The sequence below is a fragment of the Maribacter sp. PR66 genome (genome assembly GCF_028464205.1).
Classification (GTDB): Bacteria; Bacteroidota; Bacteroidia; order Flavobacteriales; family Flavobacteriaceae; genus Maribacter; species Maribacter flavus.
Map to the genome: position 1 here is coordinate 277902 of NZ_JAQPCH010000004.1, position 20011 is coordinate 297912.

Annotated in this window: 16 protein-coding genes; 3 read left to right on the plus strand and 13 right to left on the minus strand. The window is 42.8% G+C overall.

All coding sequences use genetic code 11. The features are described from left to right. Window positions 1-45: 45 nt before the first annotated feature. The 7 genes from PP181_RS10140 to PP181_RS10170 all read right to left on the minus strand — a co-directional run bounded on the left by PP181_RS10140 (window position 46) and on the right by PP181_RS10170 (window position 9625). Window positions 46-1320: an aminotransferase class V-fold PLP-dependent enzyme gene (locus PP181_RS10140; protein ID WP_272636998.1), complete on the minus strand. Its 1275-nt coding sequence runs from the start codon at window positions 1318-1320 to the stop codon at window positions 46-48. Window positions 1321-1353: 33 nt separating this feature from the next. Continuing rightward, entirely contained in the window at window positions 1354-4347 is a 2994-nt protein-coding gene (locus PP181_RS10145; RefSeq protein WP_272636999.1) for a hypothetical protein, read from the minus strand. 149 nt (window positions 4348-4496) lie between these two features. Next, window positions 4497-5849 carry a prolyl oligopeptidase family serine peptidase gene (locus PP181_RS10150; protein WP_272637000.1) on the minus strand — a complete coding sequence of 451 codons (1353 nt, stop codon included), beginning with the start codon at window positions 5847-5849 and terminating at the stop codon, window positions 4497-4499. 2 nt (window positions 5850-5851) lie between these two features. Beyond that, entirely contained in the window at window positions 5852-6706 is an 855-nt protein-coding gene (locus PP181_RS10155) for an aminotransferase class IV (protein WP_272637001.1), read from the minus strand. A 2-nt stretch (window positions 6707-6708) separates the two neighbouring features. Next, the gene (locus PP181_RS10160; protein ID WP_272637002.1) at window positions 6709-7899 is read right to left on the minus strand and encodes a PQQ-dependent sugar dehydrogenase; all 1191 of its coding nucleotides are present in this window, start codon (window positions 7897-7899) and stop codon (window positions 6709-6711) included. Window positions 7900-8173: 274 nt separating this feature from the next. Then, window positions 8174-8845: a flavodoxin reductase gene (locus tag PP181_RS10165; RefSeq protein ID WP_272637003.1), complete on the minus strand. Its 672-nt coding sequence runs from the start codon at window positions 8843-8845 to the stop codon at window positions 8174-8176. Window positions 8846-8995: 150 nt separating this feature from the next. Continuing rightward, window positions 8996-9625: an SDR family oxidoreductase gene (locus PP181_RS10170; RefSeq protein ID WP_272637004.1), complete on the minus strand. Its 630-nt coding sequence runs from the start codon at window positions 9623-9625 to the stop codon at window positions 8996-8998. A 203-nt stretch (window positions 9626-9828) separates the two neighbouring features. Here PP181_RS10170 and PP181_RS10175 point away from each other — a divergent pair, with 203 nt between their 5' ends. Next, a complete protein-coding gene (locus PP181_RS10175) occupies window positions 9829-10113 on the plus strand; it encodes a hypothetical protein (protein ID WP_272637005.1) in 285 nt (94 codons plus the stop codon). 69 nt (window positions 10114-10182) lie between these two features. On the opposite strand, the gene PP181_RS10180 is transcribed toward PP181_RS10175, so the two are convergent. Continuing rightward, complete coding sequence (locus tag PP181_RS10180; RefSeq protein WP_272637006.1) at window positions 10183-10599, minus strand: OsmC family protein; 417 nt, start codon at window positions 10597-10599, stop codon at window positions 10183-10185. Between the two features lie 37 nt (window positions 10600-10636). Next, window positions 10637-11752, minus strand: coding sequence for an alkene reductase (locus tag PP181_RS10185; protein WP_272637007.1), 1116 nt, complete (start codon window positions 11750-11752; stop codon window positions 10637-10639). 356 nt (window positions 11753-12108) lie between these two features. Here PP181_RS10185 and PP181_RS10190 point away from each other — a divergent pair, with 356 nt between their 5' ends. Continuing rightward, the gene (locus tag PP181_RS10190) at window positions 12109-14286 is read left to right on the plus strand and encodes a carbohydrate binding family 9 domain-containing protein (protein WP_272637008.1); all 2178 of its coding nucleotides are present in this window, start codon (window positions 12109-12111) and stop codon (window positions 14284-14286) included. Here PP181_RS10190 and PP181_RS10195 read toward each other — a convergent pair whose 3' ends face one another. Together PP181_RS10195 and PP181_RS10200 are read right to left on the minus strand one after the other, a co-directional pair. After that, the gene (locus PP181_RS10195; RefSeq protein WP_272637009.1) at window positions 14287-15537 is read right to left on the minus strand and encodes a protoporphyrinogen/coproporphyrinogen oxidase; all 1251 of its coding nucleotides are present in this window, start codon (window positions 15535-15537) and stop codon (window positions 14287-14289) included. 62 nt (window positions 15538-15599) lie between these two features. Further along, entirely contained in the window at window positions 15600-17105 is a 1506-nt protein-coding gene (locus PP181_RS10200; protein ID WP_272637016.1) for a DEAD/DEAH box helicase, read from the minus strand. Window positions 17106-17268: 163 nt separating this feature from the next. Between PP181_RS10200 and PP181_RS10205 the strand changes: the two genes are divergently transcribed. Next, on the plus strand, window positions 17269-17871 hold the full coding sequence (locus tag PP181_RS10205) for a pseudouridine synthase (protein WP_272637010.1): 603 nt from the start codon (window positions 17269-17271) through the stop codon (window positions 17869-17871). On the opposite strand, the gene PP181_RS10210 is transcribed toward PP181_RS10205, so the two are convergent. Beyond that, complete coding sequence (locus PP181_RS10210) at window positions 17842-18774, minus strand: EamA family transporter (RefSeq protein ID WP_154919146.1); 933 nt, start codon at window positions 18772-18774, stop codon at window positions 17842-17844. The two genes, PP181_RS10205 and PP181_RS10210, sit on opposite strands and share 30 nt — an antisense overlap. Window positions 18775-18799: 25 nt before the next feature. Continuing rightward, window positions 18800-19258, minus strand: coding sequence for a cold-shock protein (locus PP181_RS10215; protein ID WP_138259666.1), 459 nt, complete (start codon window positions 19256-19258; stop codon window positions 18800-18802). Window positions 19259-20011: the final 753 nt, after the last annotated feature.

The following is a 20011-nucleotide window of genomic DNA, read 5'->3' on the forward strand; positions in this document are numbered from 1 at the left end:
TGATTACAAAATGAATCTTTTGGGTCAAAAAAGAACACTAAAAGATTAACCTAGACTTTCTATAACACGCAGGGAACGGTCTATTTCTTCCTTTGAATTATAGATATGAACGGAATGACGGATCATTTTATCGCCCACGGACCGAGGCTGCAATCGCTCCTTTTCCCACATGGCTGTTTGCAAATCGGGTCCCGAAATACCGGCAACACCATAGGTCGTAATCCCTGCGGCCATTTCCTCATTCGTGGAGGAGTAGATGGTAACATGCGAAATCCGTTTTAGACCATTGCGCAAATACATTCCCAATTCCTTGATCCTCCCCAGCCATTGTTCCGCCCCTATGGTATTAAAGAAATCCACCGCGGCATCGTAACCCGCCAAAAGTCCGGCATTCCCCGTGCCATTCTGCATGAGTCGGAATCCATGGTCTTCCTGATTGTCCCAATTGTAACTGGCGATCGTGGACCATATATTCGAAACAACATCCTTGTTAATGTACAAAAGGCCACTTCCGGCGGGCGCCAAAAGCCATTTGTGCAGGCTGGAATAATAGGCATCGCAGCCAATGTCCCGTACATCTACCGGAATCTGCCCAACACACTGGGCGCCGTCCAATACCGTAAAGATGCCGTTATTTTTAGCTTTTTGGCATATTTCCTTGACCGGCATCACCGTTCCATAACCTGACACGATATGGGGTATGGCAATCACCTTCGTTTTTTTGGTTACCTGCTTAAAAATAGCGTCAACAATTTCTTGCGGATCGTTGGCCGGTTCTGGTAAGATTGCTTGCTTGTACACACATCCCTTGCGTTTTGCCAATAATTGCCACGCCCCAAAGCCACCGCCGTGTTCCTGATTTGTGTTCAGCAATTCGTCACCTGGCTTCAGGTCCAGCCCCATTCCTACATAGTTCATCCCAAACGTCGCGTTTTGGATAAGGCTGATTTCCCTAAAATCACATTTGATAATATTCGCCAACTTGGTGCGAAGTTCTTCGTACGGGAAATAGCCGCTCAACAACTTGGGACCTGAATTATTTTTATAGTCGATGGTGGCCGCCTCCACATTGTAATGCAACATATGGTGCATCATTTTGTCCAACACATACCCCGGCGTTGGGCCCATAGTCCCATTGTTAAAATAGGTCTGTCCTTCTTTAAGGGGGAATTGCTTCCGAACGGAATTCCAATACGCATCGTCATAGGAATCCGTTTTTAAAGCCCCTAAGGACCACTCCTTTTTCGGATCGAAGGACAGCAATGGGGCCGAAAGCAAGGCCAAAGCCCCTTGTTTTAGAAATTTTCTTCGGTGCGACATGGCAAAGGTTGCTTACTTGAACATTCAAACAGTTTATAGATTCACTTTTTGTTTCACGGCTTGAAACTGTTGCTGCAACTCCTTGAATCTTTGTACTTCTTCATTGCCCGGTTTTTTATCGGACCCACCTAGGATGTTGGACAGATAGGAAATCTGGGCGACCATCATCTGTTGCGGATAGGCCCCGTCATCGTTTTTGATGGATTTTAATACATTTTCTAGGGCTTCTTTCTCCGCTTTGTCCTTGGTTTCCTTGATTTTCTTTTCCAAGGAATCCTGGAATTTTCGCGCTTCGGACAAAAGGTCGTTTACCTTGTTTTGTAGGACCAACTGCTCCTGTATCATTTCTTGGGAAACCCCTTCCCGCTCCAAACGGGGATCCATCAGTATATCGAAGGTTTGCTCGGTAGATTTTCCGTCCACCGTCAGTTTGGCGGTATAGGATCCCGGCAAAACCATGGGGCCATTTTTATAACTTCTGCTTTTGTTGGAATTCCAGGCCCCTTTTTGCCTTAGGTCCCAAGCAAAACGATTGATACCCTTCTTGGTTTCCAATTTGGTGTCCACATACTCAAAGACCATACTCAAGCCCATATCCTCCACCGATTCCTTGGTGGATTTTAACTGGGTGGAATCACTCACGATGGTCGCCACCGTATTTCGGTCCGAATCAAGTATTTCAATGCTTACCCCATTTTTATAATCTTGCGGTAGGTAATAATCGATACTTACGCTGGTGGATGGATAGTTGGGGAAATCACCGGAACCCCATGGCGATCTATAGCGATAGGTATCTTCCGGTTTGAAAAGTACCGGTTCCTCGCCTAAGGCTGTTATTTTGGAATCCCTGATGGCACTCACATCGTCCAAAATCCAAAAACCGCGTCCCATAGTGCTCAATATCAAATCACCGCGATGCAGGATAATATCGGTAATGGGGGTTATAGGTAAGTTTTGCTGAAAGGATTTCCAACTTTTTCCGTCATCGAATGAAATGAACATCCCATATTCCGTTCCCAAATACAATAATCCAGGGGTTTTAGGATCTTCCCTGAGTACCCTTGTGGTATGGTCCGATGGAATTCCATTGGCCTCGGTACTCAACACCGTCCAGTTCTTTCCGTAATCTTCCGTTTTGTATATATATGGTTTTTCATCGCCCAGTAAATGTCGGTCTACGGCAACATAGGCCTTGGCAGGGTCGAATTGGGAAGGTTCAACGGACTCTACCCTTCCACCGTTAGGGAGTTTCTTAGGGGTGACATCGCTCCATGTCTGTCCACCATCTTGGGTTACAGAAATAACGCCGTCATTGGAACCTGTCCAGATAAGCCCTTCCTTTATTTTTGACTCCCTGATGGAATAGAGCGTACTGTAATACTCCTCCCCGGTGATGTCCCTTGTGATGGGACTACCGGAAATTACCTGTTTATCGTCCTCATTGGCAGTTAGATCGGGAGAAATCGTTTCCCAAATTTGGCCATCATTTCTGGTTTTATGAAGGTATTGCGAGCCCATATAGACCACATTTGGATCATGTGGGGACACGTGGATGGGCGCCACCCTTTGAAACCTGTATTTTAGGTCCTTGGGATTGTGTCCATAGATATTTGAGGCTCCAATGGAGTATTCGCGGTCCGTACCCGTAAGCTTGTTAAATACGCTAAACCGACCTTTACAGTTGTTGTACACCACATTAGGATCGCCAGGTTTTGGGATGGCTGGACCGGTTTCACAGCCGCCCACATCCATCATGATCTGTGTACCCTGCGGACCACTGGCTGTCGGTGCCGAACTGGGAATAGCTATGGTGGTATTGTCCTGTTGCGCCCCATAGACCCAATAGGGATACTGGTCGTCCACGGCCACCTGATAGATTTCGGCCGTGGGCTGATTGAATTGTGTGGACCACGTCTTTCCCCCATTGTGGGAAACGTTCGCCCCACCATCATTACATTGGATCAACAGATCGGGATTGTTGGGGTTTAACCAAATATCATGGTTATCACCGTGAGGTACGCTCATACGTTTCCAGGTCTTTCCGCCATCAACCGATTTTAATAGCGGATTTGCATTGGAGTAAACGATATCCGGGTTAGTGGGGTCCAATTCAATGTTGGTATAGTAAAAAGGTCGGTTTACAAGTCCCTCATTGCTGGAGGTTTGGGTAAAGGTCTTTCCTTGATCTACCGATTTATAGACCCCTCCTTCCTTTCCCGGTGCTTCAATTACAGCGTACAGAATACTGGAGTCGGTAGGGGAAACGGCCAAGTCAATTTTTCCAATGAGGCCTTTTGGCAGTCCATCTTCCAATTTTACCCAGTCCTTGCCACCGTTGACCGATTTGTAGATACCTCCCTCTTTATTATCTCCACCGGAAATAATGGTCCACGGGGTTCTTTGTGCCTTCCAAGCCGCGGCGTACACCACATTCGGGTTACCGGGAAGCAGTTCCAAATCGGCAAAGCCCGTTTCATTGGAAACGAAAAGGACCTTTTCCCAGGTATTTCCACCATCCATAGTTTTGTAGATACCCCGTTCCTCGTTGGGTTTAAAAGCATTTCCTATGGCAGCTACCCAAACGATATTACTATTGGTCGGGTCAATTTCAACGGCACCGATCTGTCCGGCATTTACCAAGCCGATATGTGTCCAGGTTTTTCCAGCGTCAATGGATTTATAGACCCCTTTTCCGTTGATAATATTACTTCGAATACCATCCGAACCCGTACCCACATAGACGATATTCGGGTCGTTTTGGGCCACTTCAATAGCGCCAATGGAGGGTGTCTTAAAAAATCCATCAGAAACATTGTTCCAAGTGGTCCCGTAATCGTCGGTTTTCCACACACCCGCACCTGAAGCTCCCAAATAAAATGTACCCGGAAGCATGGGCGTACCCGTCACGGTTGTGACCCTTCCTCCCCTGTTGGGCCCGATCGTGCGGTATTGGAAAGCGTCAAAGTTTTGGGAAAAAACGGTAAGTCCTAAAAACAGGAAAACAGTGGATAGCAATAGCCTTTTCATGAAAAATGATATTTGAATGTTGGTTTTGCCTAAAGTTACGCAATACTCCAAGTTTACCAATTTCCAAAATGGAATTTTAGGATTATCGAAATTCTTTGGGGTAGGATATGTAAAGATTCCGATAATCCATCGGGATATGCTTCAAATTTCTATTTGTGCTGTTGTGCCAACCACTCCATAATGGTAACGGGCTTGCTGTCGATAAGGACCGGGTTGCCATCATAATCAAAATCGGCATCATTGGCATGGGAATAGATCCAAGACCAATGCCCTGGAAAATGATAAGCTTTCCCGCCATACATACCATTCAAATCGGTTACATGGTCATAGAGGGATAAATGCACGTTGGGTGCACCAGCGGCCACCAATCTTTCATAAAGGGGTACTACGGTTTTTTCGGGAACGGTTGTGGTATCGTCCTTGGAATGCACGAACCATATAGGAATATTTTTGATGCTGTTCAATTGTGCCTCCGAGATGAACTCATTGTGATAGGCCAGCGCACTAATGTAGCCCGCTGCAAAATAATCAGGGTGGTTCAATAAGAGTTTGAGACTCATGTAACCCCCATTGGAACAGCCACCTATATAGATTCTATCCGTATCGATTCCCGGGTTTTTACTTACATAATCCTTGATCAAGGCCATCAAGGTCTCATTGTAAATATCATTGGTATTGCCACGGGTATATTCCCCAGATTCACTCTGCATCCAAAAAGTGGGCGTCTGGGGCGCCAGTACATAGGCCCCTTTAAAAATTTCCTGAATCTCAGCGGAAGAATAATTGACAGCTTTGTTGGCAATAAGGGGAATACCTGGGTCGGTGCCACCTTCCCCACCCCCGTGCAACCAAATGATCAATGGAAGGCTTCCGCTGCCTTTGGGTTTAAAACTACCATAGGTAAGGTCAATATCCTTATGGCTAAAAGTTCCCGTTAAATCAAAAATATCAAGGTCGGGAATCATTCTTTTGCCCTCCTTGTCCCAAGTTGTTCCCGTAGGTACATGGGTAACGGTCAATTCATAATCAATCCATTGGTTGCTGGCCCTTCCATTGGGGCCACGGTAGTACTTGATTGGGGAACTTAATGGGTCGTTAGGTGCTACCATGAGAACCAATGTCGTAAATTCACCAGTCTCACTGCGGTCCCCATCTGCATTGGATGGATAGGCATATAACACATTCCTGGTTCCTTGGGCTTCCCCCTCCCGCATTTCTACATTTTCCTTGCTTCGTACAACCTTCACCTCATAATCTCCAAAAACAGCGGGTGTTTCAGATTCAACTTTGGGTACGATTATCTTGTTAACGGCCGGACCCCAATCATAGGCATCAATTAGTAAGGTGTACGTGCCCTGCCCATCACTTTGCGCGGTAAGGGTTACAAAGGGAAAAATCAAAAATGCGAGAAGAATTTGATGGATGCGTTTCATTTTCAGTCGGTTTAGACTTTGAAAATAAACGATTTCCTTGATTTCACAAAACCCTCCCCAGGAATACATTGCTACCTTTCAATAGCTTTCAAACGAAGGAAGGCTGCCTGCAGCATTTTTGTAATGGGCCCGACATTATTATTCTGATAATATACATGGTCATCCATTTGCCGTATGGAAGCTATCTGTGTGCTCGTACCTGTAAGGAAGGCCTCGTCCATCTCACGAATACTGTCGATGGCAACGGCCTCCTCACACAATTCCAACCCCAATTCTTGGCAAAGCTGAACCACTACCAAACGGGTGATTCCATTTAAAATAAATTCATTGGCCGGATGTGTATACACAACTCTATCTTTCACGAAAAAAACATTGCAATGCGAAGCTTCCGTAACCATGCCGCTTCGGTATAACACCGTTTCATAGCATTCGTGCTGCATGGCCTCTTCGTTGAGCATCACGTTACCCAATAGAGAGGTCATTTTAATATCGCATCTTGACCACCTGAAATCTTCCCGGGTAATCACATTTGCATGCAGGGTATTGATATCGGGCAACACCTTAGGAAGTGCATACATAAAAACCGTAGGCCTTATGTCTTTTGGAAAGGAATGCTGTCTGGGGGCAACACCCCGAGTTATTTGAATATACAGGAAACAGTCCTTTCCAATAAGGTTTGTAGCTGCCAGCAATTTGTTGACTTCCTCAGGTATTTGGCCGACATCATACCGAATATTGATTTTTGAAAGCCCCTCTGCAAGCCGAGCCAGATGTGCCTCCCCGTAAAAAAAAGCTCCATTGATCTGGGCCATGGCCTCATAGATGCCATCGCCAAAAATAAACCCTCTGTCAAAGACCGATATTTGGGCTTTTTCAGAAGGTATGATTTCTCCGTTCAGATATACTTTTTCAGGAAACTGGGCCATGATTAGTTGGAAGCTACTTGGGTATCGGAATACGTAACCCTGTAAATGGCGTCTCCATAATCATCGGATATCAACAAAGACCCGTCTTTCATCCACAGTAAATCAACGGGTCTGCCCGTTACTTTCTGGGTCTCGTCATTCAACCAACCATCGATGAAGGGCTCCGTACCCTTAACTTCACCATTTTCTATATCGGCCAGCATAATTCTATAACCTACCTTTTTACTTCTGTTCCAGGAACCATGCTCGGCGATAAACGCTTTTCCATTGTAAGATGCTGGAAACATAGTTCCTGATTTAAATTTCACCGCCAAGGGTGCCACATGTGCTCCCAAAGCTTTAGCAGGTGGCACAAAATCCGAACAAGGACGTTGATCACCAAATTCCGGGTCTTTTACTGTACCTCCGTGACAGAAAGGATAACCAAAATGCTGACCAGCCTCGGTAATATGGTTCAGTTCACAAGGAGGAACATCATCGCCCAACATATCCCTGCCATTGTCCGTAAACCACATCTCACCTTTATCATCCCAAGTAAAGCCTACGGAATTCCGTACGCCGTGGGCGTAAATTTCACGGTTACTTCCGTCAGGGTCCATTCTGGTGATGGTGGCAAAACGTTCGTCTACCACGGTCGAATCACAAATATTGCAGGGGGCACCCACAGGAACGTATAATTTATCATCGGGTCCAAAGGCAATATATTTCCAACCGTGATGGAATTCCGTTGGATAATCATCATAGACCAATTCCTTGTTCAATGTACCACCCAACTGGCTTTCAATATTGGGATATTTCCATAAACTACCTACCTGGGCAACATACAGGTCTCCGTTTCGCATGGCAATTCCGTTGGGAACCTCCATAGTATCGAGCACCATGACCGTTTCGGCTTTATAGTCCCCATCTTTGTCCTGTATAGCGTATACGGTGTTCTCGTTTCTGGTTCCGACAAACAGTGTCCCGTCAGGTCCCATGGCCATGGAACGTGCACCATCCACTCCCCTGGCATATACCTTTATCTCAAAACCATCGGGTAAATTCAAATCCAATAATGCCAAGTCCGTACTATCCATGGGTACTTCCTCCTTGACATCAGCGCTTTCTTCCTTCTTGTTTTCCTTACAGGAAAATATGCTGAATGCCAGTGCAGCGGCACAGAAAATTTTTAAAAGTGATATTTTGTTTTTCATTGTATATCAGTTTGCCGCTAAGATACTGAAGCATCCTTACATATTGAAAAATTTTCAATCATTCCCATTGCTAAGAAAAGGGATTATCCTCCCGAAAGGTTTAAAAATCAAAAGCTAAAAACCTGTTCGGTTTTTAGCTTTTAATTTTGGTTTTTTGAAAGTGCCAATCCTTCAAATTGCCCAATTCAAAAAAAATTATTTGTTCTCACCGGTTACTGTTTCCACATGCTATTATTAAAACGTGAATTCCTTTTTCGATGCGATTATTCTTCGTTCAATCAAAATCTTCTGTAATAATATTCTTTTTTGGAACATCCAATTCCAACAAGGCATTATACACACTATCCATCATTGGAGGTGGTCCGCAGAGGTAAAACTTTTTGTCAAGATTCTCGGTGTGGTTTTTAATAAATTCCTTGTCTATGTTACCATGGGGAAACTTGCTGCTATGTTCATCGGAAAGTATATTGATAAAATCTTTTCCCAGCCACCTTTCAAAATCGGATTGAAGAATAATATCACGCTCCCTTTGATTACCAAAGATCAATTTGTTGCCTTCTAAATTTCCTTTTCTGGCCAAATCCTTGATAATTGCGATAAATGGGGTAACTCCTGCCCCACCGGCCAAGAAAATTCCAGGTCCTTGATAGGAAATTGCCCCCCACGAATCACTTATCAACAGCGAATCTCCCTGTTCCAATGTCTGTAATTGATCGGTAACTCCATCGTGGTCCGGATACACTTTGATGGTAAACTGTAAGAAACCATCATCTGGCAAACTGGTAAAAGTAAAGGGTCGTTTTTCTTCTTTCCATTTGGGTTGGTCAATGGACATTTCGCAAGCCTGACCCGGTGTAAAATCATATCCCGAAGGTCTGTCCGTCTGTATTTGGAGTACGTTATGTCTTATAAATCCTATATCTTGAATATTTATTTTATGTGCCATCTTCTTTTGTCTTTTTCTATTTGCTCTATTTTTTTAGTTCTATAAATTAGACCCTCATCGAGGGATTTGTTATTGTAAATTAAAGATTTTCAACAATTTAAATAATTAATTATCAAGTACTTAAAAAATTTTAATCGTGTAAAAAATCATCTAGGAGACCGAATCCAACGCTTTTCCGATCAAGGTATCACCTTCCAAAATTTCAAACGTTTCGTTCGTACCGGCATCTTCATGTAAGGCATGAACTAAGGTTTGGGCCACATCGTCACGGGTAATGGAACCATGCTTTTCAAAATGCCTTTTTAAACTAATCTTTCCTGTTCCCGTATCATTCGTCAATGAACCGGGCCGAACAATCATATAATTTAAATCCGTAGATTTTAAGTATTCGTCCGCATTATGTTTTGCTTGTAAATACTCTTTAAGATCTTCTGTAGTTTCTGGATTATCAGCCCCCATAGAACTTAACATTACAAATCTTTTTACGTTAGCGTTTCTGGATGCATCGATTAATCTCTTGGCTCCTTCTTGGTCTACAGCTACAACTTTTTCACCTCCTGAGCCCGCGGCAAAAATGACTTTATCAATATTTGCAACGGTATGTGTGATATCTTCCTCCAGATCACCTAAAACCGTATCTATCCCGTCGTCTTCAAATTGCGCCAATTGTTCCTTCTTACGAACCATGGCAACAGGATTAAAATATTGAGACTTTTTTAGTAGTTGAACTACTTTTTTGCCAGTAGTACCATTGGCACCGGCAACTAATATATTTTCCATAGTGTGTGTCTTTTTCATTTATGGTAAGATAATCGGAAAGAAGTATGAACCTTACCCGAAATAGTGTAATTATTAGCTCAAATCCTGAATAAAAAAATAACTAGCCAGTGTTTGAAAACAGCATATTTATCTTGGATTTAAGTCAATCCCAGGATTATAAAACTATTACCTTATCGGAGCATTATTAATCTAAATTTTAGAATATGAGTAATCAAAAAGAAAAAACCTACAATTCAGATATTACAAAAGAGGATTTGAACGCTTTGGGCGAAAAAACAAAAAATTCGAGAACCGATCAAGGAGATGACCAACAATTACAGGAAAGGGAAAAAGACGTGGATTTTGCAGGTTCTGATTTGGATGTTCCGGGTCGGGATTTACCAAAAGACAGAACCAAGAAAACGGTTAAGGACGAAGAAAATCAATTGTACAGTCAGGGAGGTTCAGGAAATGAGGATTTGGAACGGAACAAGGACCATATCAGATAGGCTTTTGAATTAACGATATAAAAAAGCAGCCATCTAGGCTGCTTTTTCTTTGCAATGTGTTTTTTATTTCTATGCTAAACTGGCATTTAGTACGATTTCCGTATCCAATAATTTGGAAATGGGACACACATTTTTTGCCTTCGTAGCAATTTCTTTAAATTCCGAAGCTTCAATTTCCGGTACATCACCTTTAAGATCCAAGGTCACTTTTACAATCTCGCCATCTTTAAAGGATACCTTGGCGCTTACGTCTAGCGTATTGGGTGTATAATCAGCCTCACCAAGCAAAAAACTCAGTTGCATGGCAAAACAACCCGCGTGTGCCGCTCCAATGAGTTCTTCCGGATTGGTACCTTTTCCATCCTCAAATCTCGTATTGAAGGAGTATTGGGTATTTTCCAAAACGGTACTATCCGTAGTTAAGGTTCCGTGTCCTTCTTTTCCACTCCCTTTCCATTGTGCTTTCGCATTTCTTGTAAAATTCATTTTATCTTATTTTTATTATTAATGATTAATTCAGTCTTTACTGAACCGACTCTTCTTTCTTGTGGGTATCATAGTCTATATAACCCTCGGTACCTGGAGTGTAAAAAGTGTCTTCATCCCAGTCGGCCAGTTCCCAATCATTTTTAAAGCGTTCGACTAAATCGGGGTTGGACACATACAATTTCCCAAAAGAAACCAAGTCGGCATGCCCGTTTTCTATGACCTTATTACCAGAGTCCTGATCAAAACCTCCATTGATTATAAGGGTACCCTTATACATGGGTCTAAAATGTTCCGCTATGTTCTCAACCGCAAATGGGATTTTTGATACATCATTAAAAGGTTCCGAAAGATGTATATAAGCAAGGTCATATTCATGATCCAATTTTTTAATGATAAACTCAAAAGTTGGAATGGTTTCCTCATCCATAGTCATTCCAAACATTCCATTTAAAGAAGGATTGAAGCGTGCGCCAATTTTTGATTCTGGAATAACTTTTTTGACTTCATCCAAAACTTCAAAAAAGAATCGTGCCCTATTTTCAATACTACCACCATATTCGTCCGTTCTTGTGTTCGAGGTTGCATTAAAAAATTGATGAAAAAGATACCCGTTTGAAGAGTGGATCTCAACGCCATCAAATCCCGCCTTAACCGCATTTTGGGCTGCATTTTTAAAATCCTCGATTGTCCTGGCAATATCTTCTTTGGTCATTGCCTTTGGTATGACCGTATCCTTAAAACCTTCTGGGGTATAAGATTTTGCCTCTGGGTTGATGGCGGACGGAGCTAAAGGCAAATCCCCATCGTGAAAATCTGGATGGGACATTCTACCCACATGCCATAACTGAATGAAGATGGTACCGTTTTTTTCATGAACTGCCTCGGTTACCTGTTTCCAACCCTCTAACTGCTCTTCAGTGTGTATTCCAGGTGTATTTATGTAGCCAACCGCTTCTTCGGACACTTGTGACCCCTCAGTGATTATGAGTCCGGCCGAAGCTCTTTGCTGATAATAAATATCATGTAGGCCTTCTTCCGGTTTTTTGGCCTCGTTCGCGGCCCTACTTCGGGTCATGGGGGCCATGACCACCCTATTTCTTAACGTAAAATTTCCTTTGTTATATGGTTTTAACAATGCTTTTTCGCTCATAATCAGTTTTGAATAAATAATGGATTTCTTCAAATATCCTTCAAACAAAGGATAATCATTAACTCTAATACCTAAATTAGTATCGGAAATAATAACAAACTACAAAGGAGCACTATTTAAGACTTTTCAATCTTTGTTAGACCGATAGTCGAAAATGCATTTTATGAATCCAAACCGATGATTTACATGAATTTTAGCTTCTTTTTTGCGGTATGGAAAAAATAGACTCCTAAAATTTGAGTAAGTTGCACCGCCAATAGAAATATCCCCCGCATGAGCCAACGTGGGATTCATAAAAAACAACCTAAAAATTCGAGATAATTATCGGAAGGATTTCTCGATTACCAAATTAACAAATGAAGAATTACCTATGCACCATTGTGTGCCTATTTCTTTTCGTCCACTTAGTAACCGCACAAAAAAAGAACACCGACTATCGTTTACACATTAAAAAGACGAACCACCCCGTAAAAATCGATGGTATTGGTGATGACGTCGCGTGGCAGGATGCCGAAGTCGCCAAGGACTTTTTTAGGGTACTTCCTATGGATGACGGACTGGCCACCGAACAATCTGCCATAAAAATGACCTATGACGATAAAAACCTCTATCTGTTGGCCACCTTTTACAATGCCACCGAAGCCAATTACTTTGTAGAATCGCTCCGCCGGGATTTCTCCTTTGGTAGAAACGACAATTTTTTGCTGTTTTTGGACCCTTTCAATAATCAAACCACGGGCTTTTCCTTTGGTTCCAATGCTTTTGGCGCACAATGGGACGGTACTATGTTCGATGGTTCTCGAATCGACTTGAACTGGGACAGCAAGTGGATTTCTGAGGTGACCCGTGACGATGACAAATGGGTTTTTGAGATGGCCGTTCCCTTTAAGTCCATTCGCTATGAGGCCGGTGTAACGGAATGGGGCATTAATTTTAGTCGGCTAGACCTCAAATCCAGTGAAAAATCCAGCTGGACCCCCATTCCCAGACAGTTTCCAACGGCCGCACTGGCCTACACGGGAACCTTGGTCTGGGATGCACCCCCACCGGCCCCAGGCACCAACTTTTCAATTATCCCCTATTTATTGGGAGAGGTGAATCGGGATTTGGAAGCCAACGAGGGTACCAAAACTATAGGAAAAATTGGGGGTGATATAAAGTTCAGTCTCACTTCCTCCCTGAATCTGGACCTTACCGTAAATCCAGATTTTTCGCAAGTGGAGGTAGACCGACAAATTACCAATTTGGACAGATTTGAGCTTTTCTTCCCCGAAAGACGACAGTTTTTTCTGGAGAACGGGGATCTTTTTGCCAATTTTGGGTATGAGACCATACGGCCCTTCTTTTCGAGAAGAATCGGACTAGGGGTGCCCATTCAGGCCGGTGCCCGTGTTAGTGGAAACCTCAATGAAAAGTGGCGCATGGGCCTTATGGACATGCAAACAGCCGCTGTGGATGAAACCGGCTTGCCCAGTCAAAATTTTGGAGTGCTTTCCTTACAGCGTAAGGTCTTTGGTCGAAGCAACATCGGGCTTATGGTCGTGAACAAGCAGTCCATCAATTATCCCTCAGAAAACGATTCCATAAACGCCCAATATGCAAAATACAATCGGAATCTGGGCATGGAATACAATCTGGCTTCCTCCAACAACATTTGGAACGGCAAGGCCTTTATACTGAAGTCGCTTGCCCCGGATGAAAGTGGCCGCGGCATTGCCCAAGGGGCACATTTGGAATACAGTAGTAGAAAATGGAACTGGCGTTTACAGCAGGAATGGGTAAGTAACGATTATACGGCAGAGGTGGGTTTTGTACCCAGAAGAAACTATGTCAATTTCACGGGGAAATTGGGCCATCTGTTCTTCCCGAAAGCGGGTCCCATTGTGAGTCATGGACCGGAATTGAACGTCACGTGGTTTTTTAACGAAGCATTCCGTGAAACGGACCATCTGGCCTATATGCTCTATCGTTTTGATTTTAGGAACCGTAGCAATGCGTTTTTCTTTCTATCCGATGATTATGTGGAACTGTTGGCCCCCTTTGATCCCACCCGATTGGGCATTGCAGAATTGGCAACGGGCACGAAACATCAATGGAACGCCTTTGGTTGGGAATACCAATCCAAGCCCCAAAGCCTTTTCACCTATTCCTTAGGAGGCCGTGTGGGAGGCTATTACCAGGATGGAAAGCGCACAAGCCTGACGACGGAGCTGGGATACCGATTTCAGCCCTACGTAAGCTTAAGCGCGAATTTAAACTACAACCACATCGATTTACCAGCACCGTGGAACACCAACGAATTTTGGTTGATCGGTGCGGAGGCGGATATTACCTTTACCAATAAAATATTTTTTGCCAATTTGGTCCAATACAACGAGCAAACAGGCAATATGAACCTAAATTCCAGGTTTCAGTGGCGTTATAGTCCAGCTTCAGATTTGTTCCTAGTGTATACCAACAACTATTTCGTAACACCTTTTGAAACCCGCAATTGGGGCTTGACATTGAAGTTTACCTATTGGCTGAACAATTGATCAGTTGCGCTTTTCCAGAACTTCCAATACCCCTTTAGCGGCCATTTCCCCAGAAAGCATGGCGGCGTTCAGAGATCCATTGAGCAAATAGTCACCGGCCAAAAACACGTTTTCCGTTAGTCGGGTTTCAGAAGGCATCAAGGTGTACCTAATGTCTTTCAATTGTGGCAGTGCCCTTTTTATCGGATAGTGCTTCAGGTATTGGTCGGTGGTAATTCCACAAAATTTCTTTAGATCCTCTTTCACTTTTTGGACGAGTTGATATTCGGATAAATCATGATTTTTCACAACGGTAACCGAAAGCAATTCCGATGCCCCTTTTTGAGCCGTTTCCAGGGAAGTATGGTAGAAAATATTATTGATCAATGCCTCTTCATCCGCGATCAGACCGATCAGGGGTTTATCTATAGCGCGCTCTTTGGATGTAAAATACAAGGTATCCGATTCATGCCAATCCAACTGCTGCTTACGTAAATTGGGAATCAAGGGGGAAGCGTCCGTAGCAATGATCGTGTAATCCGCAAAAACAGAGGTACCGTTCGAAAAGGTAATGGTGTCGTCCATACATTTTTCGACCGACGCGTTGAACAAGAATTTCGTCTGCCCCAACTGCTTTTGCAATTGATCAGGAATGGCAGCGATACCCCCTTTGGGCAATACGGCCAATCCCGATGCGAACATTTTATAAACGAACTGGAACATTCTAGAGGATGTGGACAAATGCGGCTCCAAAAAAATACCGGAAAAGAAGGGTTTGAAAAACTTGGTGATAATTCCTTCGGAAAAACCGTAGGCCTTTAAAAACTGGAGTGTTGAAGTTTCCGGTTCCCTAAAAAGTTCCTCCAGTGCTTTTGTTTTCAGTTCCCTATTTAAAATGAAGACCTTTATCTTATCGCCCAAGGTTCCCACATTGGAGGCCAATGTAGGAAACAAAAGGCCAAGCTCCCGAAGAGGATCTCCAATAACGGACGCCTTTCCTTTATGAAAGACATGGGCTCCTGGCAAGAATCTTTGGAGTTCCAATGCTTCGTAGTCCAGGTATTTCTGGGCCATGGGATAGGCATCCAACAAAACCTGAAAACCATGGTCCAATTGATATCCATCAACGATGTCCGTTTTTACACGTCCGCCAATACGCTCCGTGGATTCATAAATAGTGGGGGAATACCCTTCCTTTTCCAAGGTAATGGCAGCAATCAAACCACTGACCCCTGCGCCAATAATGGCGATTTTAGTCGATTTCTTTTCCATATGGTAAAAATAGGAAAAGTAATGGGCGATTTAGTAAGGAGATAATAAGATAAACCTAAATGCTACTCCTCCGGCGGATGCCCGTTAATATTCTCGTAGACCGAATCAAAATTTTCCCGCAGATATGCATTCAATTTCTTTTGATAGTCATCCTTCAACCAACTCAGGAAATTATGGGTACTTTTACTGATACACTTGGCGTAGACATGGATACGATTGTCAATATCCTCCTTCAACAATTTGGCTAAGGCCAGGGCATCATAGACATCCTCGCTGTTTTCTATACAGATATAGGCATGCTGCTCTATGGAACGCTCCAGAACCACCTTGGAGGACTCGCCAGCCAATGTAGCTTGTTCATAGGTTTCGCGGATATCGAAATAGGTTTCATTGGAGTTTTTGAACTCCTCCTTTATGTCCTCGGATAGGTCGTGCTTGAAACCGGCCTCGATATCCTCATCATCACGGATCCTGTCCATGTAATAATTGGGCGACTTGAAAATAGCCTCCCAATCCAAATCTGCGCCCCATGGTCCAAATCGGTATAAATTATTACCCAAATCGATGACCGTGAATTTAGATTTGTTGTTCAGTACACGGGAACCCCTTCCGATCATTTGGTAGTATAAGGTCAGGGATTTTGTAGCCCTGTTAAGGATGATACTCTCGATCGTAGGCTCATCAAACCCCGTGGTCAAGATACTTACCGAGGTCAATATGGCATTTGGGGTTTCCTTGAACCACTTTAAAATCTGCTTTCGCTGCTTTTTTGTAGCGGTATTGTCTAGGTGCATGATGGGCAATCCGGCATTTCTGAACGTATAGTAGACCTGAATGGAAGTTTCTATACCATTATTGAATATCAGCGTCTTTTTATCCTTGGAATGTTTGGTATAGGCTTCCAAAAGTTTGCTCAACATGGCCGGACTCGTATACAGGTCGGCAGAAGATTTTACGGTATAATCCCCGTTGGACCCCACCTCCAAGGAGGTAAGCCCCATGTCATAGTGATAGGTTTCGGCACGGGCCAAAAAATCGTTCTCTATTAGATTTTCTATGGACTCCCCGGGTATCAACTCATCGTAATTGCCGTTCATGGGAGTTTCCTTGTTGGAACTTAACGGCGTTGCCGTAACCCCCAAAATAAAGGAATTCTCAAAGAATTTGAACAGTTTGGTAAAAGAGTTGTAATGGGCCTCGTCGATGATGACCAGACCGACATCAGAAATATCCAATTTATCATCGTTCAAGCGGTTGTTCAAGGTCTCCACCATGGCCACATAACAGCTGTACTTTTCCTGATCGTCCAAATTTGCCTTGCTATTGACCACTTTATTCACCACGCCAAAACTAGTAAGCATGTCCGAGGTCTGGTTGCAAAGCTCCACCCTGTGGGTCATGACCAATACCTTTTTGGAATGGTTTTTTAAATACTGACGGACGATTTCCGAAAAGATGACCGTTTTACCACCACCTGTAGGCAATTGGTACAAAAGATGGTAATCCTCACGTTCGTTGTCAAACTTTTCAAAAATTTGTTGGATGGCTCCCTGCTGATAGCTATACAGCTCTTTATCCGTCTTTTTCTCCTGTAACTCGTATACGGTCTCTTACATGTACTCCTTTTCTTTTGAAGGTTGCAAAGGTACGGTCTTCTATGGCCGAATGCTAATCCATGCGATAAAAAGGGTATCTTTCCGACCAATTGATGCTAAACCAATTCCCGTTCAGATGGATGTCCATTCCCATTTTAAAATGTACAAACCCGTTGGTTTTTTGAGTCAGATGACATCGGGTGAAGCAAGACAAATACGGAACAAGAGGTTCCTGACCGAACTCTATGATTTTCCCGAAGGTACCATGCCCATTGGTCGTTTGGACGAAAAATCCGAAGGGCTGTTATTGCTTACTACCGATGGAAAATTAGCCGATACCATCAATAGCGGCGCAATCGAAAAAGAATACTGGGCACAATTGGACGGTAGCATAGATTCCCTTTCCATTAAAAAGCTTGAGGCTGGTGTCACTATCGGACTATTTGGGAAAAGCTATACCACCAAACCTTGTAGGGTGGAAAAATTAGAGGAAGCCCCTACCCTGCCCGATGCCGATCCAAAATTACGAATCAGACTTCACCGCCCTACATCATGGATTAAAATAATTCTGACCGAAGGAAAGTTTCGGCAAATTCGAAAAATGACGGCTGCAGTGGGTTATCCTACAGTGCGACTCATTCGTGTACGGGTAGGTTCCATTTTATTGGAAGGCATGCAAGAAGGTTCGGTGGAAACAATAGCTGATTTATCAGCCCAACTTCTTAGAGGTAAACCTTGAAAACAGGGTGATTCGTTTTTTCGTATTAATAAAATAGACCCCGGTAAGCAAAATCAGGGCCGCAATGACGGATTGTAAGGTAATCTCCTCCTTTAAAAAATACCAACCCAAAATCATGGCAATGATCGGATTAACATAGGTGGAAGTTGCTACTTTTTCTGGGGACACCACTTTGAGCAGATAGTTAAAAGCCGTAAAAGCTACAATACTGCCCAGCAAGATCAACAAAAGCATAGACCATTTTACGGGCACACTCCAATCAACAGGAGAAATCCACTCCTCCCCAATAAGTGCGCTGATCAAAAACAGTTGTATTCCCCCGGTTACCATTTGGTATCCGGTATTTACGAAGTAATTGGGCGGCAGATCCGCCTTTCCCACAAAAAGACTGCCGTAGGCCCAACTGATCATACAGAAAAATATAAGTATCATTCCTAGAAGCGCACCGTCCTGTGAAATGATTTGTTTTTGGCTCACCAAAAGATATATGCCTATCATGCCCAATCCTACCCCTATAAAGGACATGGGTTGAATTCTTTTATTCTGTAGTATTCGCATCAGCAATAATACCACGAGTGGTTGGGCGGATATCTCAAGGGCGGCAAAGCCACTATCCACGAATTTCAATGCCCACACGACTACACCGTTGCCAAAGGTCAAAAATAGAAAACCGGCTATGATGGAGTTACCCAACTGGCGCTTTGTAACTACCAAAGGAATTTTTAAAAATTTGGCAATTAAAAAAATAAGACTGCCCGCCGTAATGAAACGTATACCTGCCAACATGAATGCCGGCAGTTCCGTAACCGCAATTTTATTTAAAAGATACGTACTGCCCCAAATAACGTAAATGGCAAAAAAAGCAAGTAAAATAAGTCCCGTATTACGCTTAAGTAAGGTCATTGGGTTCTATAAATATTCAAGGTAATTAGATTTTCTTGACCCTAACAGCGTTCATACCCTTCATTCCCTTTTCAAGTTCAAAGGAAACCTTGTCGTTTTCAAATATTTCATCAATGAGGCCACTTACATGCACAAAGTACTTCTCATTATTTTCGGAATCAATAATAAATCCAAAACCTTTTGAAGAGTCAAAGAAAGAAACCTTACCATTTCTGACTGGATCAAATTCCTCGGTATCGCTTTCTTCCTTTTTTGGTATTCCCAGCACAATATCTTCTGCATCTATCTCTACCTTCATTGTTGGATCTGGCGGCGTATCCACCAAATTTCCGTTGAAATCAACATAAGCAATGGGTATTCCGGAAGACCCGCTTTCTTTTGAAGCTTGTTTGCGCGCCTCTTTCTTTTTCTGCTTCTCTTCTCTCTTTTTTAATCTCTTTTTTACTTTTTCTGTTTTATTGAAGGTTTGCTGTGATTTTGCCATTCGCGATTTTTAAGTTGCTATTTAATTTTTAATAAAGAAAGAACAGAAGTTTGAGTAGCCTTTTACAAAATTTCATCTCTAGGGTTGAGAGAAAGATTCCAATTATTGGTCGGAGCAAGATTCCTAACTTTTCTTTAAACTACCCCAAAGATAGCATATGTTTTATAATAATTTCGGTATTAAGTTTTAGTTCTTAAAGGTCCAATTACAACCCTGAATTTAGTTTAGCATATTTTTAACATTTATTTTATTTGATTGATTTTCAATATTTTAATTAAAATATTTATATTAAATAGTACCTTTTATTACATAGTACTGTAACAAATATAATCCATCTTCGTCTCCTAGATATAACAGCAATTATCAATTAGTAGTTAGAAAATAAATTAATCAACCCGATACATATTGGGATAAAAAACGAAGAACATGAGAACCTTTATCAGACAATCACCCACGGAAGCCAGAAGACATTCCTTCTTTAGCAATTTTAGAAACAGTAAACGCGTGCAATGGGCCGAGGTTAGAAACCATACCCATTAATCCGGAATTCATCAATCAATCAATAAATCATCAATCAGATCCCGATTCATTTCGGGACATAAAAAAACGAACAACATGAGAACTTTTATCAGACAATCACCTACGGAAGCTAGAAGACATTCCTTCTTTAGCAATTTTAGAAACAGTAAACGCGTGCAATGGGCCGAGGTTAGAAACCATACCCATTAATCCGGAATTCATCAATCAATCAAT

Coding starts and splice junctions, on each gene's coding strand:
- PP181_RS10140 (WP_272636998.1), bottom strand. CDS start 1,320: ATGTCGCACCGAAGAAAATTTCTAAAACAAGGGGCTTTGGCCTTGCTT.
- PP181_RS10145 (WP_272636999.1), bottom strand. CDS start 4,347: ATGAAAAGGCTATTGCTATCCACTGTTTTCCTGTTTTTAGGACTTACC.
- PP181_RS10150 (WP_272637000.1), bottom strand. CDS start 5,849: ATGTATTCCTGGGGAGGGTTTTGTGAAATCAAGGAAATCGTTTATTTT.
- PP181_RS10155 (WP_272637001.1), bottom strand. CDS start 6,706: ATGGCCCAGTTTCCTGAAAAAGTATATCTGAACGGAGAAATCATACCT.
- PP181_RS10160 (WP_272637002.1), bottom strand. CDS start 7,899: ATGAAAAACAAAATATCACTTTTAAAAATTTTCTGTGCCGCTGCACTG.
- PP181_RS10165 (WP_272637003.1), bottom strand. CDS start 8,845: ATGGCACATAAAATAAATATTCAAGATATAGGATTTATAAGACATAAC.
- PP181_RS10170 (WP_272637004.1), bottom strand. CDS start 9,625: ATGGAAAATATATTAGTTGCCGGTGCCAATGGTACTACTGGCAAAAAA.
- PP181_RS10175 (WP_272637005.1), top strand. CDS start 9,829: ATGAGTAATCAAAAAGAAAAAACCTACAATTCAGATATTACAAAAGAG.
- PP181_RS10180 (WP_272637006.1), bottom strand. CDS start 10,599: ATGAATTTTACAAGAAATGCGAAAGCACAATGGAAAGGGAGTGGAAAA.
- PP181_RS10185 (WP_272637007.1), bottom strand. CDS start 11,752: ATGAGCGAAAAAGCATTGTTAAAACCATATAACAAAGGAAATTTTACG.
- PP181_RS10190 (WP_272637008.1), top strand. CDS start 12,109: ATGAAGAATTACCTATGCACCATTGTGTGCCTATTTCTTTTCGTCCAC.
- PP181_RS10195 (WP_272637009.1), bottom strand. CDS start 15,537: ATGGAAAAGAAATCGACTAAAATCGCCATTATTGGCGCAGGGGTCAGT.
- PP181_RS10205 (WP_272637010.1), top strand. CDS start 17,269: ATGGATGTCCATTCCCATTTTAAAATGTACAAACCCGTTGGTTTTTTG.
- PP181_RS10210 (WP_154919146.1), bottom strand. CDS start 18,774: ATGACCTTACTTAAGCGTAATACGGGACTTATTTTACTTGCTTTTTTT.
- PP181_RS10215 (WP_138259666.1), bottom strand. CDS start 19,258: ATGGCAAAATCACAGCAAACCTTCAATAAAACAGAAAAAGTAAAAAAG.